Raw genomic sequence first — 14103 nt, forward strand, 5'->3', positions numbered from 1 at the left:
GCCCGATTGGGGACCTGAGTCCACACGCACGGATGCCTTCAGCCGCGGTTGAGGTACTGGATCACCGCCCGCACGCGTCGGTGCGAGTCGCCGTCAAGAGCCAGCCCGAGAGCGTCGTAGATCCGCGAGACGTGCTGAACGACGGCCTTCTCGGTGAGGAACAGCGCCGCCGCGATGCTCGCGTTGCTGCGCCCCTCGGCCACCAGCGACAGCACCTCCTGCTGCCGGGACGTCAATGCGCTGATCGCGGCCTCGGAGTGGCGGGCGCGACCCATCATCACTGCCACGACGTCGGGGTCCAGCGCGGTGCCGCCTGTCGCGACGCGCTCCAGGTCGCCGAGGAAGGTGCCGACGTCGGCGATCCGCTGCTTGAGCAGGTATCCGACACGCTCGGCTCCGTGGGCGAGCAGATCCTGGGCGTACCGGCGCTGGACGTGCTGAGACAGCACCACGACACCGATCTCGGGGTGCTCGCGGCGGATCCGGAGCGCGGCGACGAGGCCCTCGTCGGTGTGCGTCGGCGGCATGCGGATGTCGGTGATGACGAGGTCCGGGCGCTCGCGGCCGACGGCATCCGTCATCTCTTCGGCGTCACCCACGGCGGCCACCACGTCGTGACCTCCCTCGCGCAGGACGAGCTCGAGACCGCGGCGGATGAGCGCTTCGTCCTCGGCGATGATCACGCGCATGGCACCTCCGCCTGCACGCGGGTGCCTTTGCCCCGCGGGCTCGAGATCGTGATGACCCCACCGATCGCCTCGACGCGGTCGGCGAGGCCGCGCAGGCCGGAACCGGCACCCATCGACGCACCGCCGACGCCGTCGTCCTCGACGTCGAGATGCACGCGGCCGTCCTCGACGGCGAGACGCACCCGCGCGAGCGTCGCGTGGGCGTGCTTCACGACGTTCGCGAGCGCCTCGGTGAGGACGAAGTACGTCGTGGCCTCCACGAGGTCGCCGATCGCGCCGTCCTCGACGTCCGACTCGAACTGCGTCGGGATCGGCATCCGGTCGGCGAGGTCCTCGGCGGCCGCGGCGAGACCGCGCTCGACCAGCGCCGCCGGCACGAGATCGCGTACGAGCGTCCGCACGTCGGCGGCCGCGGCGTCGATGTCGACGCGCAGGCGCGTGGCGCGCTCGGGCACCGCGGCAGACGGCGCGGTGGCCAGCTGCTGCGCCTCGAGCGCGAGCAGCACGAGCCGCACCTGGAGTCCGTCGTGCAGGTCGCGGGCGATGCGGCGCCGCTCGCGGTCGGCGGCCTCGACGAGCCGTTCGCGCGACTGCATCAGCGCCCGCTGGCTCGCCCGCAGCTCGGCCGTGAGCCTCGCGCGTTCGACCTCGATCGCGACGATACGTCCGGCCGTGCGCACCAGCTTGCGATCCGCCAGCAGCGCGGAGTCGTAGTCGATGGCGCCGATGATCCTGCCATCGAGCATGATCTTCTCCCAGCCGCGTCGGCTGTCAGCGGTGCGGGCCGGCGCCACCCGCCCGTCGGCGTCGAGGAACTCGCCGCGGTCCCCCGCCCAGAAGTACAGGCGCAACGAGGGGTCGCCGAGCGCGTGCGCGAGCGCGGTCGTCAGCGGCTCCTTCGAGGCACTGGCCGTGCCGAGCCAGGTGCCGAGCTCCTCGAGCTCACCGGTGCGCGCGAACCCGCCTCGGAGCGTGCCGAGCGCGAACGCGATGGGCACACCGGCGAGGACCGCGAACTGGATGTATCCCCGCACGTAGGGATGGACCAGGAGCACGCGATCGAGCACGATCGCGATGAGCGGCATGAACAGCACCGCGAAGATGCCGTAGGAGAACAGCGGGATCAGCACCCGCCGGTGTGCGGCATCCGCCCGTCTCAGCCGCCCCCACAGGACGACCGCCACCCCCACGCTGAGGGCTGTCGCGACCGCCGTCTGGAAGAGACCGAAGAGCTCGGCGACTCGCGGCAGATCGGCCACGGCGAACGGCGGGAACGGGCCCTGCGGATCGAGCAGATAGAGGGGCGCCTGGAACACCAGCGAGACGACGTACACCGACGCGACGAGCAGCTTCGACGTCCGGTCGGGCAGCCGCCCCGTCGGAAACGCCAGGAGCAGATGCACCAGGGCAGGGGCGACGATCGTCGCGCACACCGCGCCGATGCCCACGAGCACCGGGACGCCGGTGTTCTGCAGGGTGCCGAGGTAGAGCGCGAACCCGGCGACCACGATCAGGAATCCCATGCCGTTGGACGGGCGGCGCTTCCACGCGATGAGCCCCGCGATGACATAGACCGCGAAGATCGCCGGAAGCATCACCAGCAGCGGCCCCGCCGGACCCGTGAGCGGGAAGAGGGCGAGCTCGACGACGACGAGCATCAGCGCAAGCAGCGCCACCAGCACGAGCGCGCGGTCGAGCGATCGCGAGAGCGCGGAGCGCACGCGGGGGGCTGCAGGCATCGAACCCCCTTCGTACGGTCGTCGTCACCTCATTGTGTCGTGCGTGGGGCCGCGTCCACGACGACCCAGGTCCTCAGTGCGCCGCGCAGGGACGCGGCTGGTCCTCGAACGCCGGTGGCACGCAAGGTAGCCTGGCCGAGCGTCACGCCGAAGTGACGAGCGCGGCGGCGGCACCCGCCGTTCACCGAAGGGTCCTACTTTGCCGACCATGGGCAACGAGCACGAATCCCCTGCACCCCCGCCCGCGACGGCCACGACCGGCGCCGTCGCGATGATGGGCCTCGACCTGCAGGAGGGCGCGCAGATCCCCCGCAAGCGTGTGATCTCGTGGGCGCTGTGGGATTGGGCGACCCAGCCGTTCAACACGGTGCTGCTCACGTTCGTGTGGGTGCCGAGCTTCCTGGTGTCGCCGTTCTTCCTCGATCCCGCCGTCGCGGCGAGCGGCGTGGTCGACGGCGAGACGATCGACTGCGACACGCCCGCCAGCACGGCCACCGAGTACTGTCAGGCCCTCGGCACGCTCGACGCCAATCTGGGCTGGGGCATCACCATCGCGGGCGTCCTCATCGCGCTGCTCGCGCCGGTGCTCGGCCAGCGGGCCGACGCCGCCGGCCGCAAGAAGCTGATGCTCGGCATCTTCACCGCGCTGCTCATCGCGTGCCAGTTCGCGATGGTGTTCGTCGGCGGCGTGCCCGCCCACTTCTGGTTCGGCGTTTCGATGATCGCGGTCGGCAGCATCGTCGGCGAGATCGCCGGAGCCAACTACAACGCGCTCCTGGTGTCGGTGTCGACCCCGAAGACGGTGGGCAAGGTGTCGGGCCTCGGCTGGGGCTTCGGATACCTCGGCGGCATCATCGCGCTCGCCGTCGTCGTCGGCCTCATCCTCGGCGGCGTGCTCGACGGCACCGACCCCCTCACGTTCCAGTTCATCGCCGCCGGCGCGACGGTGTGGACCCTCGTCTTCACCATCCCGATCTTCCTCAACGTGCCCGAGCCGCCGCCGGCGCCGGATGCACGCCGGGTCGGATTCTTCCGCGGCTACGTCGAGCTCGCACGCTCGATCGCCCGGCTGTGGCGCGAGACGCGACCGACCTTCTGGTTCCTGCTCGCCTCGGCCGTGTACCGTGACGGACTCGCCGCCGTCTTCACGTTCGGATCCGTGATCGCGGGCCGCGTGTTCGGCTTCGGCTTCACCGACCTCGTCGTCTTCGGCATCGTGCTGAACCTCGTCGCGGGTGTGTCGACGATCCTCGCCGGCCGCCTGGACGACCGGTTCGGCCCGAAGCCGGTGATCCTCGTGGCGATCGGCGTCCTGGTCCTGTGCTGTCTCACGGTGTTCTTCGGCGCGGGGGCGGGCCAGGGCCTCTTCTGGGTCGTGGGCATCGTGCTCGCCGCCTTCGTCGGCCCCGCACAGGCGGCCTCGCGCTCTTTCCTGGCACGCGTCACGCCCGCCGGGCACGAGGGCGAGGTCTTCGGCCTCTACGCGACGACGGGTCGCGCGGCGAGCTGGATCGCCCCGCTGCTGTGGGGCGTCTTCATCGCGGCCGCCGCCCACCAGACGCTGTACGGCATCCTGGGCATCGCGCTCGTGCTGGCCGTCGGCTTCGTCCTGCTGCTGTTCGTCAAGGCTCCGAAGAAGGTCGCGCAGCGCTGACCGCGAACGGAAGGCGCGGGCGGGCCGGTCTCTTCCGCTACCCTCGCTGTGCGGGTGAGGTTCCACACGCGACGGGGGGTCGTCGCACACCCGATCGCTTTCCTACCCGAGGACACCGTGACGACCCCGCTCATCGAACGACGCCGCGCAGCGCGCCATCGCCGCGCCATCGCGTATTGGTGCGTCCTGCTCGCGATGTACGTGTCGCTCTGGGTCGGGGCATCCGTCGTCCCTTCGGACTGGCTGCGTAGCCCCGCCTTGTTCGCACACCTCGCGTCGGTCATCGTGGGCCTCGGCGCTGCGGTGCTGCTGGAGACGACCGGATTGCTGTGGATGCTGCGGCGCGCGACGCTCGACGATCTCCGGCGCGTCGAGCGGACGGTCAGCGGCCTGGCATGGCTGGGCATCGCGGGCCTTCTCGCGACGGGTGCGTTCCTGCATCCGGATCTCGCCCAGCCGCTCACGGCGCTCAAGATGGCCGCGGTCCTCGTCGTGGCGATGAACGGCGTCGGGATGACCAAGCTCAACGCGGAGCTGGCGCGCCTGCCGGGGCGGGTGCGGTTCGGCGCGCTGCCGCGGAGCCTGCGCGTGTGGTGCGTCTGGAGTGCGCTGGTCTCGCAGGCCGGGTGGTGGACCGCCGTCCTCATCGGGATGCTGAGCACGGCGTCGCACTGAGTTGACCCTCGCGCGCATACACGGTATGCGGTTAGGCTCTGACCAGCGCCGGAACCCGATCCGGCTCAGGTACCCCCCGACCTGAGGTCCAGCAAATGCCCGATTCCGCCTGCGATCGACGCAGCGCCGTGCGGCGCGCCCCGCGTTCCCGGCAGGGCAGGGAGCGCCGTTGGTGAGCGGCGCCGCAGGCTCGGCGATCGAGGAGCGCCGGCTCCGTCGCCGTCGGAGACGGCGGCGGGTCATGGTGTGGACCTCGGTGGCCGGGATCGTCATCCTCGTCGCGGCCATCGGCACGGTCTCGACGATGATCGTGTCGGCCATCGCCGCTCCGGAAGAGGTCGCGACCGCGCCCGAAGAGGCGGAGGCGGCGCCCGAGCCCGAGCTCATAGAGTTCCCTCAGGACGAGCCGGCCGCGACCTCCGGCACGGAGCCGTGCGCGACGGTGCGCGTGCTGTCGTCGCATGAGAATGCCGAGATGGTCGAGAACCTCGCCACGGCGTACAACAGCGCGCCCCGCAACGTCGGCGGCTCGTGCGTGACCGTGACGCCCGCCAAGGAGAAATCCGGGGTGTCGGCCACGATGGTCGCGACCGGATTCCCGACGCTGGCCGACGAGCAGAAGCCGACGGTCTGGCTGCCCGACTCGTCGACGTGGGTCGACGTCGCGCAGTCCCAGGGCGCGACGGCGCTGCGCCCCGAGGGCACGAGCGTCGCGACATCCGACATCGTGCTGGCCATGCCGCAGCCGCTCGCCGAGGCCGTCGGCTGGGATCAGCAGGCGCCCACGTGGACCGAGGTCTTCGAAGCGGCGGGGGATGCCGACCTCTGGAGCGGACTCGGACACCCGGAGTGGGGCAGCTTCAAGCTGGGCAAGACGAGCCCTCTCATGGCCACGTCCGGCGAGGCCGCCATGTACGCCTCGTTCGGGACCGCAGCGGGTTCGCTCGAAGCACTCTCCGTGCAGGACATCGCCGACCCCGCCGTGGTGACGGCCGTGCACGAGAACGAACTCGCCACCAGCCATTACATGGCCACGCCCGAGCATTTTCTCTGGCACGCGCGCCAGGCCGAGGCATCCGGAACCGCCGCCGACTTCCTCTCGGCCGTGATCGTCGATGAGAAGTCGGTGTGGGACTACAACCGCGGCATCACCAGCCGCGACGGCGTCACGCGCACACAGGAAGCACCACCCGCCGAGCAGCTCGTGCCCATCTACCCGGCGGACGGGTACTACGCCGCCGACAACCCGGCGATGCGGCTCACCGGAGCATGGATCGACCCGATCGAGTCCGAGGCCGCGGCCGACTTCATCCGATTCACCCGTACCGCCCAGGGTCAGGAGGCGGTGCGCGCGTCGGGATACCGAGACCTCAACCGACAGCTGGATGCCGGTGTCGAGAGCGTCGGCAAGCTCGCGGCCGATCAGGCCGGAGTCATCCCCTTCCCCGCGGCGGATGTCGTCACCGCCGTCCAGGGCGCGTTCCCCGAAGTGCGCAAGCGCGCCAACGTGCTGTTCCTGCTGGATGTGTCGGGCTCGATGGACGAGCCCATCTCTCCGAGCGACACCAAGCTCACGCAGGCCAAGAAGGCGATCGAAGCCGCCCTCGGCCACTTCACGACGGGTGACGACGTGGGCCTCGCGGGCTTCGCGCAGGCGCCCGACGGAGCCATGGTGCCCGGCCTGATCTCGCCCGTCGCCGACATCGGCGGTGCGCGGGACGGGTTCCTCGGCGCCCTCGGCGGAATCGTGTCGATGGGCGACACCCCGCTCTACCAGGCGGTCGACGCCTTCACCGCGCAGCAGGCGGCCGCGTGGTCGGCCGACCGCATCAACGCCGTCGTGCTGCTCAGCGACGGCGAGAACGACGCGCCGAACGCGCCGACGATCGGCGCCGAGCAGATGCTCGAGAATCTCCGCAACCTGCACCACTCGACGCCGGTGCTCGTGTTCACCCTCGCCTACGGTGCCGACGCCGATGTCGCCACACTGCAGTCGATCTCGAGCGCGACCGGTGCGCACTACTACGACGCAACCGACCCCACGAAGCTGCAAGCCGTGCTCGGCGACCTCGTCACGAGTTTCTGACGCGACCTGCTCATCGGGACCGGCAGCGCGGGCCGGTTGTCAGCGCGGATGCCGCAGCCAGCGCGGCAGCTGCGGCCACTTCACGCCCCGCTGATCCGGTTCTTCCACTTCGAGCCCGTAGTAGTCGCCGATGCGCTCCACGAACGCGGCGCGGCGGGCGTGCTCGTAGGCGCTCCGCTCACGCCGGAACGCCACGATGGTCGACCAGCACATCAGCAGCATCACGACGCTGAACGGCAGCGCGATCGTGATGGCGGCCGTCTGCAGTGCCGTGAGTCCGCCGGTCAGCAGCAGCGCGATCGCGAGCACCGCGGTCACGAGCGTGAAGAACGTACGCACCCACTTCGCCGGCTCCTGATTGCCGCCGGTGGCGATCATGCCCATGACGAGCGCGCCGGAGTCGGACGAGGTGATGAAGAAGATGCTGATGAGGATGATCACGCCCACTGTGAGCACGGCGCTGCCCGGGAAGTGGCCCAGCAGCTGGAAGATCGAGCCCTCGAGGTCGACGGTGCCGTCGGGGAGCGTCATCGAGCCGGGATCGTTGAGTTCGAGGTACAGGGCTGACCCGCCCAGCACCGCGAACCACAGGATGCCCAGCATCGTCGGAACGATGATGACCCCGAGCACGAACTCTCGCACGGTGCGCCCGCGCGAGATGCGCGCGATGAAGATGCCGACGAACGGCGACCACGAGATCCACCAGCCCCAGTAGAACGACGTCCACGCCGCCTGCCAGGCCTCGCCCTCGGCGCCCTGGAACGCGCTCACCGTGAACGACAGGCCCACGTAGTTCTGGATGTAGCCGCCGATCGACTGGACCCATTCGCGCAGCAGGAACTCCGTCTGCCCGAACACCAGGATGTACGCCAGCAGCAGGCCGGCCAGGATGAGGTTCGCCGACGAGAGCCACTTCATGCCCTTGGTGACCCCCGACAGCACCGACAGCAGGACGAACAGCGTGATGACGCCGATGATGACGACCTGCATGCCCACGCTCGGTTCGCCGAGCCCGGCCGATTCCAGTCCCGAGCTGATCTGCAGCACGCCGAGGCCGAGCGACGTGGCGACGCCGAAGAGCGTGCCCGCGAGCGCAACGACATCGATCGCGTGGCCCCAGGGGCCTTCGACGCGCTTGCGCCCGAGGACGGGTTCGAGCGTCCAACGGATCGAGATCGGTCGGCCGCGGCGGTGGATGGCGTAGGCCAGGCCCAGTCCGACCACGACGTAGATCGACCACGCCTGCACGCCCCAGTGCAGATAGGTCTGGGTCAGCGCCTGCTGCGCGAGCTGCTCGGGCGTGCCCTCGACACCCGGGCGCGGATCGACGAAGTGGCTCAGGGGTTCGCTGACCCCGTAGAACACCAGGCCGATGCCCATGCCCGCCGCGAAGAGCAGCGAGAACCACGCACCGACCGAGAACTCGGGCTTGTCGTCGTCGCGGCCGAGCTTGATATCGCCGAACCGTGAGAACCCCATGACGAGCGCGAAAGCCACGAAGAACGCGGCGATGAGGACGTAGTACCAGTTGAAGGCGTTGACGATCGTCGACTGGATCGCGGCGAACATCGCCTCTGCCGCACGGGGCGCGAAGATCGCGAAGGCGCTGAACGCCAGCACCACGGCGGCGGCGGGCCAGAAGACCCAGCGCTGGATGCCCGGTCCCGGCGGGGGCGGCGCTGCGGCAGACGCGGGCGGCAGGGCGGGGGCCACCGGCGTCGAGCCGGTGGTCTGGTGTGTCTCGGACGGAGGTGATTCGTCGTCGGTCACCTGTTCACGGTATCCAGCGAACCGCGCTCGCCGTAAGGGCTATCGCTGCGGCCAGGAGTCCGCGAGCTTCGTCAGCAGCCGGGCCAGCTCAGCGCGTTCATCGTCGGTGAAGGCCGCCAGCGCGGCGTCGATCGCCTCGCGCCGCTCACCCCGGAACCCACGGACCAGGCGGGCTCCGGCATCCGTCAGCGCCACACGCGTGCGCCGCGCATCGTCGGGGTCCGCCTCGCGCCGAACCAGGTCGAGATCGACCGACTGCTGCACCAGACGCGAGGCGCGCGGCTGATCGACACCGACCGCATCGGCGATCTCGCCCACCGAGAGGGGGTGGGATGCCGCCGCCAGCGCCTCGAGCAGCCGCATGCGTGCCGGGCCGCCGATGCGCGGGGCACCCCAGGGCGGACCGCCGTGTCCCCTGCCCCAGGGCGGGACGCCGTGGCCGGCATGCGGACCGTGCCCGTGCGGACCGCCGTGACGGGCCGCGCCGTGGGGACCGCCGTAGGACGGGTCCACGGGCGGGATGACGCCTTCGCTCCACGGTGGCCGCGGCATTCGTCGCCCTCTCAAGCGTGCCAGGGCGGCGGCGATGGCGTCGGCGGGATCATCGGGACGAGAAGGCATGCACCCAATTTACATGCGAGTTGACATGCATCTAGATTCCATGTCACACTGCATGTACATGCACTTCGACATGTAACTCCGGCGGCCCTCCGCGCCGCCCCAGAAAGGACTTGTCATGAACACCGAGAACGAAGACAACGAGAACGACCACCTCCCCACCGACAAGCGACCGCTCGGCTACTGGCTGCGCGCCGTCGACGGGCTGCTGACGCGCGAGTTCGCCCAGGCGCTCGAGGCCGAGGGCATCTCGCGACGCGACTGGATGCTGCTCAACGTGCTCTCGGGCGACGTCGACGCCCCCGGGCTCAGCGAGCGCCTCGCCCGCAAGGGCAAGCGTCTGCGGAACCTCGGGGACCGCGGCTGGGTCGAGGAGGCCGGAGACGGCACCTGGACCCTGACCGAGGCCGGCCGTGCCGAGAAGGAACGCATCGGCGGCATCGTCGACGGCATCCGCGCCCGCCTGGTCGACGCCGTCGGCGCCGAGGCGTTCGCCACCACCATGAGCTCGCTCGAGGCGATGGCCCGCGAGCTCGGCTGGGACGAGGCCGAGGGCTTCGGCCGCGGGTTCGGCCCCGGTCCGGGCTTCGGCCGCGGCTTCCCTGGCTTCCCCGGCGGTCCGGGCTTCGGCCGTCCGTTCAACCCCGAGATCCGCTTCGGCTGGGGACCGAACCGCCACCGCGGCTTCGCCCCGGGTCGCCCGGGCCACCCCGCCGAGCGCGGCGACGAGCCGTTCTCGGGACATGTCCCCGGTGACGGATGCCACGGCCACCGGCCCCACGGCCACGGTCACGGCTTCCCGCACCACGGCCACGGCCACGGCGAGCGCGACGCGCAAGGCGCGTACGAACGCGGCTTCGACGCCGGGTACGCGCGCGGCCGCGAGTCCGGCGCGGCCTGACCCGCGGCATCCCCGTCCCGTCCCCTCGGGTTCGTTCGTCACATATGTACGCGACACGCCGCTCTCGGCGTACACAGGTGACGAACGAACCCCGGGGGCGGCGACCGGCGTAACGCGCGCGCCACACGGGGCGGGCACAATGGGGCGCGTGACTTCGACGCCCGCCCTCCTCGCGATCTCGCACGGCACGTCGTCCGCCGAAGGGCAGGCAGCGGTGTCGGCTCTGGTGGATGCCGTCGCGCGGCAGCTCCCGGACGTCACGGTGCGACTGGGACATGTGGATGTGCAGCAGCCCGACGTCGCGGCATCCCTCGACGCGTTTCCTCCGGGGCAGCCCGTCGTGATCGTGCCGCTGCTGCTGTCGGCCGGGTACCACGTGCGGGTAGACCTCAAGAAGCAGACCGCGGGGCGTGAAGGCGTCGCGATCGCGCCGGCAATGGGTCCTGATCCACGACTCGTCGAGACGCTGATCGAACGACTCTCGCCGCTCGATGTCGCGCCCGGCGACGCCGTCGTGCTCGCGGTCGCAGGCTCGAGCGACGACCGCGCGAACGAGGACTGCCGGGAAGTGGGACGGATGCTGGGCGCCCGACTGGGCCGGCAGGTCGACGTCGGCTTCCTCGCGGCCGCCGACCCGAGGCTCGACGTCGCGGTCACCTGGGCGGCAACCGCAGCAGAGCGAGTGGTCGTCGCGAACTACCTGCTGGCACCCGGCTACTTCCATGACCTCGCCGTGCGGCTCGCGGGATCAGCACCGGTCGCGCGCCCCCTGCTGGACGACGACGAACCCGCGGCGGGACTGTCCCAGCTCGTGATCGACCGGTACCGGGACTCGCTGTAGCGCCTGCTACCCGAAGCGGCCGTTGACGTAGTCGTAGGTGCGCGGGTCGATCGGGTCGGAGAACATCGCGTCGGTGTCGCCGTGCTCGACGATCGCGCCGGGCGTGCCCTGGGATGCGAGGAAGAATGCGCACTGCTGCGACACGCGCTGTGCCTGCTGCATGTTGTGCGTCACGATGACGATGGTCACGTCCTGCACCAGCTCGAGCATGGTCTCTTCGATGACGCGCGTCGAAGTCGGGTCGAGAGCGGAGCACGGCTCGTCCATCAGGAGCACCCGCGGCTTGATCGCGAGCGAGCGAGCGATGCACAGGCGCTGCTGCTGACCGCCCGACAGTCCCGCGCCCGGCGCGCGGAGGCGGTCCTTCACCTCTTTCCACAGGCCGGCCTTGGTGAGGCACGACTCGACCAGCGCGTCCTTCTCCGACCGCGAGACCCGCGTGCCGGTGAGCTTGAGACCCGCCACGACGTTGTCGTAGATCGACATCGCCGGGAAGGGATTGGGCTTCTGGAACACCATCCCGATGTGCTTGCGCGCCTCGACGAGCTTGCGAGAGGCGTCGTAGATGTCCTCGCCGTCCAGCAGCACCTCCCCGGCGAGCGAGGCCGACGGAATGAGTTCGTGCATGCGGTTGAGGATCCGCAGGAACGTCGACTTGCCGCATCCGGAAGGGCCGATGAGGGCGGTGACCTGGCCGGCCGGCATCGTGAGCGACACCCGGTCGAGCACCTGGTGATCGCCGAACCACGCCGTGATGTTGCGGCCCTCGAGCGTCGCGAGCGAGGACGGCGCGGGGTGCGCGGCCGGAGAGAACGAGAGCGACTGCGCGTTGCCGTCCTCGGCTACGAGGGCTTCGGCTCGCTCGCGACGGCGGTCGTCAGTCCCCCGCATCCAGCTGTCGTCTGCCAGGCCCGCGGCACCCGCGGTGGCGGCCGGAACCGCGACGAACTCCGTGATGTCCGACGGTGGTGTGGCCGTGGGGATGAATGTCGTCACGTCGTCGCCTGCCACCGCGGGCGCCACGTCACCGGATGCCGCGGAGGGAGTGGCGTCCAAGGGCGGACCGACGACCGCCGTGACGTCGACCGCCGGAGCATCTGCCGGCACTTCGCCCACCGCGCGGGCGTGCGCCGCGGCGGCGGCCTGGGCGGCGGCGGCACGAGACTCGAGTTCCGCGTCGGGGGTCCCGGCCGCGGTGGCTGCGAGAGTGTCGGCTGCGGCATCCGTCTCGTCCGCCGCCGCAGGAACCTCGGCTGCGGCATCCGTCTCGTCCGCCGCCGCAGGAACCTCGGCTGCGGCATCCGTCTCGTCCGCCGCCGCAGGAACCTCGGCTGCGGCATCCGTCTCCTGGGTCTCCGCAGTGGTACGTGCCTCGTCTTCCGCAACGGCGTGGGCCTGGGCCTCCGCGGCCGCGGCGGCTGCAGCATCCGCCTGCTTCAAGGCTTCCTCGGCCGCGAGCTCGGCGGCCCGTACCGTCGCTGCGGCCGCTTCGAGCCGGACCGCTTCGGCCACCGCCGCGTCCTCGGCGGCGCGCGCCGCCTCTGCCGCGGTGAACTCTGCGAGAGCTGCCGCGGCGGCAGCCTCCGCCGCCCGCGCCGCTTCTGCGCGCCGGGCTTCGTCTGCCTCGCGTGCCTTGGCGGCCAATTCCATCGCCTCGAATTCGGCTGCTTCTCGCGCTTGTGACGCCGCGATCTGCGCGTGGACGGCCGCCTCTTCGGCTGCCGCTGCGCGCGCTCGCGCGACCTCGGCCGGCGTCAGCGGGCTCGGCTCTTCAGCGTCCCTCGCCTCCGAAGAAGCCGTGGCATCGGGCGTCGAGGGAACCGTGGCTTCGGTGGACAGCGGCTCTTCGGATATCGCGGTGGTGGGGGCATCCGTCGAAGCCACCGTTTCTCGGGCGGTCTTCGGCTTGTCGGCGCGGGCGAAGGGACCGAAGATCCTGGTCACAGACTTTGCCATGGGTTGCTTCCGTTCTGAGGTGCGGGGGCCGTCGGGGCGGCCTCACATGAGGTTCGGGAGGAGCCGGACGATCTCGCCGGTCACCCAGAGTCCGGCGAGAAGGGTGAGCGGCGCGAAGACGATCCAGGTGCGGCGGCTGCCGACGTTGCGGTAGGCCCACACGGCGGCGACTTCGACGAGCACGAGGAACTGCAGCGCGAACACGAGCGCCCACGCCATCGAGGTGTCTCCGCGCATCTCCTGGTGCGCCCCGGGGAGGGTGGCGAATCTCGTCTGCCGCACGCCGGCCGGCTGCGTCTCGCTCGTGAGCTCGGCGTCGACGCGCGCGATTCCGGAGGGCGCATACGGCACGCCGCGGGCCGTGGTGAGGATGACGCGGCTCTCGCCGGCTCGCAGGCGCGGCGGGGAGGGGTCTCCGGCGTAGCGAAGCCCGATCACCTCGAACGTGTGCTCGCCCTGACCGGTGGTGATGGTGAACTCGTCACCGGGCGCGAGCTCCTGGATGCGGCCGAACGGGCCCCCGTAGCCCGCAGCGCGGCCCATGATCACACTCACGCCGGCCTGGCCCGGCAGGCTGGTGTCGCGGCGGTGACCCGGCCCCATCTGCGTCGCCTCAGAGTCCGTGCCCTCCACGATGACCTCATGCACACCGAGCTTCGGGATGTCGATGATGCCGACGGGTACCCCGTCCGGGAGCAGCACGTCGTTGAAGTCGCCCTCGCTCACGGGTGCGATGCCCTCCGCGGCCTGCGAGCGGAAGGTATCGCTCAGCTGCTGCTGCGCCACGAGGTGACGCACGTGTCCCACCACCGTGACGTTCAGCGCGAGGGTGAGCAGAAGCGCCGACAGCACGAGGAGCGCTCCGCGGACGGCCTGTTCCCGCGGCGACAGCGGCCGGAGCGGCTGCTGCGGCTTCGGCATCCGTCGCGGCGGCTGCGGTGGACGCTGCCCCTTGGGCAGTCGCGGCGGCTTGGGGGGCTTCGGCGGACGGGGAGGCTTCGGAGGCTTCGGCGCGGGCGGCGCGGGAGCCTCTTCGACCGCCTCGACCTCGGCGGTGTGCCGGTCGTCGCTGGTCAAGGTCACCAGGCATCCCCCCGCCGCACGCGAGGACGAGCGCCCCGCTCATGCGCATGAGAATGCGAGGTGAGGGAAGGCACGGCCAATTTCCGCATGC

General features: G+C 70.9%; 11 protein-coding genes. 5 read left to right on the forward strand and 6 right to left on the reverse strand.

What is annotated here, in order from left to right; all coding sequences use genetic code 11:
* Positions 1–38: 38 nt before the first annotated feature.
* Together HF576_RS12575 and HF576_RS12580 are read right to left on the reverse strand one after the other, a co-directional pair.
* Positions 39–689, reverse strand: a complete 651-nt coding sequence (locus HF576_RS12575) for a response regulator transcription factor (protein ID WP_168913178.1) — start codon at positions 687–689, stop codon at positions 39–41.
* Entirely contained in the window at positions 680–2428 is a 1749-nt protein-coding gene (locus HF576_RS12580; RefSeq protein WP_168913179.1) for a sensor histidine kinase, read from the reverse strand. Before HF576_RS12580 ends, HF576_RS12575 begins: the two co-directional genes overlap by 10 nt.
* A 208-nt stretch (positions 2429–2636) precedes the next feature.
* Between HF576_RS12580 and HF576_RS12585 the strand changes: the two genes are divergently transcribed.
* From HF576_RS12585 to HF576_RS12595, 3 genes are all read left to right on the forward strand, one after another.
* Positions 2637–4082, forward strand: a complete 1446-nt coding sequence (locus HF576_RS12585) for an MFS transporter (protein WP_168913180.1) — start codon at positions 2637–2639, stop codon at positions 4080–4082.
* Between the two features lie 117 nt (positions 4083–4199).
* On the forward strand, positions 4200–4757 hold the full coding sequence (locus tag HF576_RS12590) for a hypothetical protein (RefSeq protein WP_168913181.1): 558 nt from the start codon (positions 4200–4202) through the stop codon (positions 4755–4757).
* Positions 4758–4929: 172 nt separating this feature from the next.
* Positions 4930–6843 (forward strand): vWA domain-containing protein, encoded by a 1914-nt coding sequence (locus HF576_RS12595; protein ID WP_343234264.1) that lies wholly within the window; start codon positions 4930–4932, stop codon positions 6841–6843.
* Between the two features lie 39 nt (positions 6844–6882).
* Here HF576_RS12595 and HF576_RS12600 read toward each other — a convergent pair whose 3' ends face one another.
* Both HF576_RS12600 and HF576_RS20385 read right to left on the reverse strand, forming a co-directional pair.
* Complete coding sequence (locus HF576_RS12600; protein WP_205835290.1) at positions 6883–8544, reverse strand: BCCT family transporter; 1662 nt, start codon at positions 8542–8544, stop codon at positions 6883–6885.
* 108 nt (positions 8545–8652) lie between these two features.
* Positions 8653–9234, reverse strand: coding sequence for a MarR family winged helix-turn-helix transcriptional regulator (locus HF576_RS20385; protein WP_240948901.1), 582 nt, complete (start codon positions 9232–9234; stop codon positions 8653–8655).
* Positions 9235–9349: 115 nt separating this feature from the next.
* Between HF576_RS20385 and HF576_RS12610 the strand changes: the two genes are divergently transcribed.
* Together HF576_RS12610 and HF576_RS12615 are read left to right on the forward strand one after the other, a co-directional pair.
* The gene (locus tag HF576_RS12610) at positions 9350–10132 is read left to right on the forward strand and encodes a MarR family winged helix-turn-helix transcriptional regulator (protein WP_168913182.1); all 783 of its coding nucleotides are present in this window, start codon (positions 9350–9352) and stop codon (positions 10130–10132) included.
* Between the two features lie 139 nt (positions 10133–10271).
* Positions 10272–10973: a sirohydrochlorin chelatase gene (locus HF576_RS12615; protein WP_168913183.1), complete on the forward strand. Its 702-nt coding sequence runs from the start codon at positions 10272–10274 to the stop codon at positions 10971–10973.
* Between the two features lie 6 nt (positions 10974–10979).
* On the opposite strand, the gene HF576_RS12620 is transcribed toward HF576_RS12615, so the two are convergent.
* Positions 10980–11729, reverse strand: a complete 750-nt coding sequence (locus HF576_RS12620; RefSeq protein ID WP_343234314.1) for a phosphate ABC transporter ATP-binding protein — start codon at positions 11727–11729, stop codon at positions 10980–10982.
* A gap of 1242 nt (positions 11730–12971) precedes the next feature.
* The gene (locus tag HF576_RS12625) at positions 12972–14012 is read right to left on the reverse strand and encodes a sortase (RefSeq protein WP_343234266.1); all 1041 of its coding nucleotides are present in this window, start codon (positions 14010–14012) and stop codon (positions 12972–12974) included.
* Between the last annotated feature and the right edge of the window lie 91 nt (positions 14013–14103).

Source organism: Microbacterium salsuginis, from assembly GCF_012524205.1.
Lineage (GTDB): Bacteria > Actinomycetota > Actinomycetes > Actinomycetales > Microbacteriaceae > Microbacterium > Microbacterium salsuginis.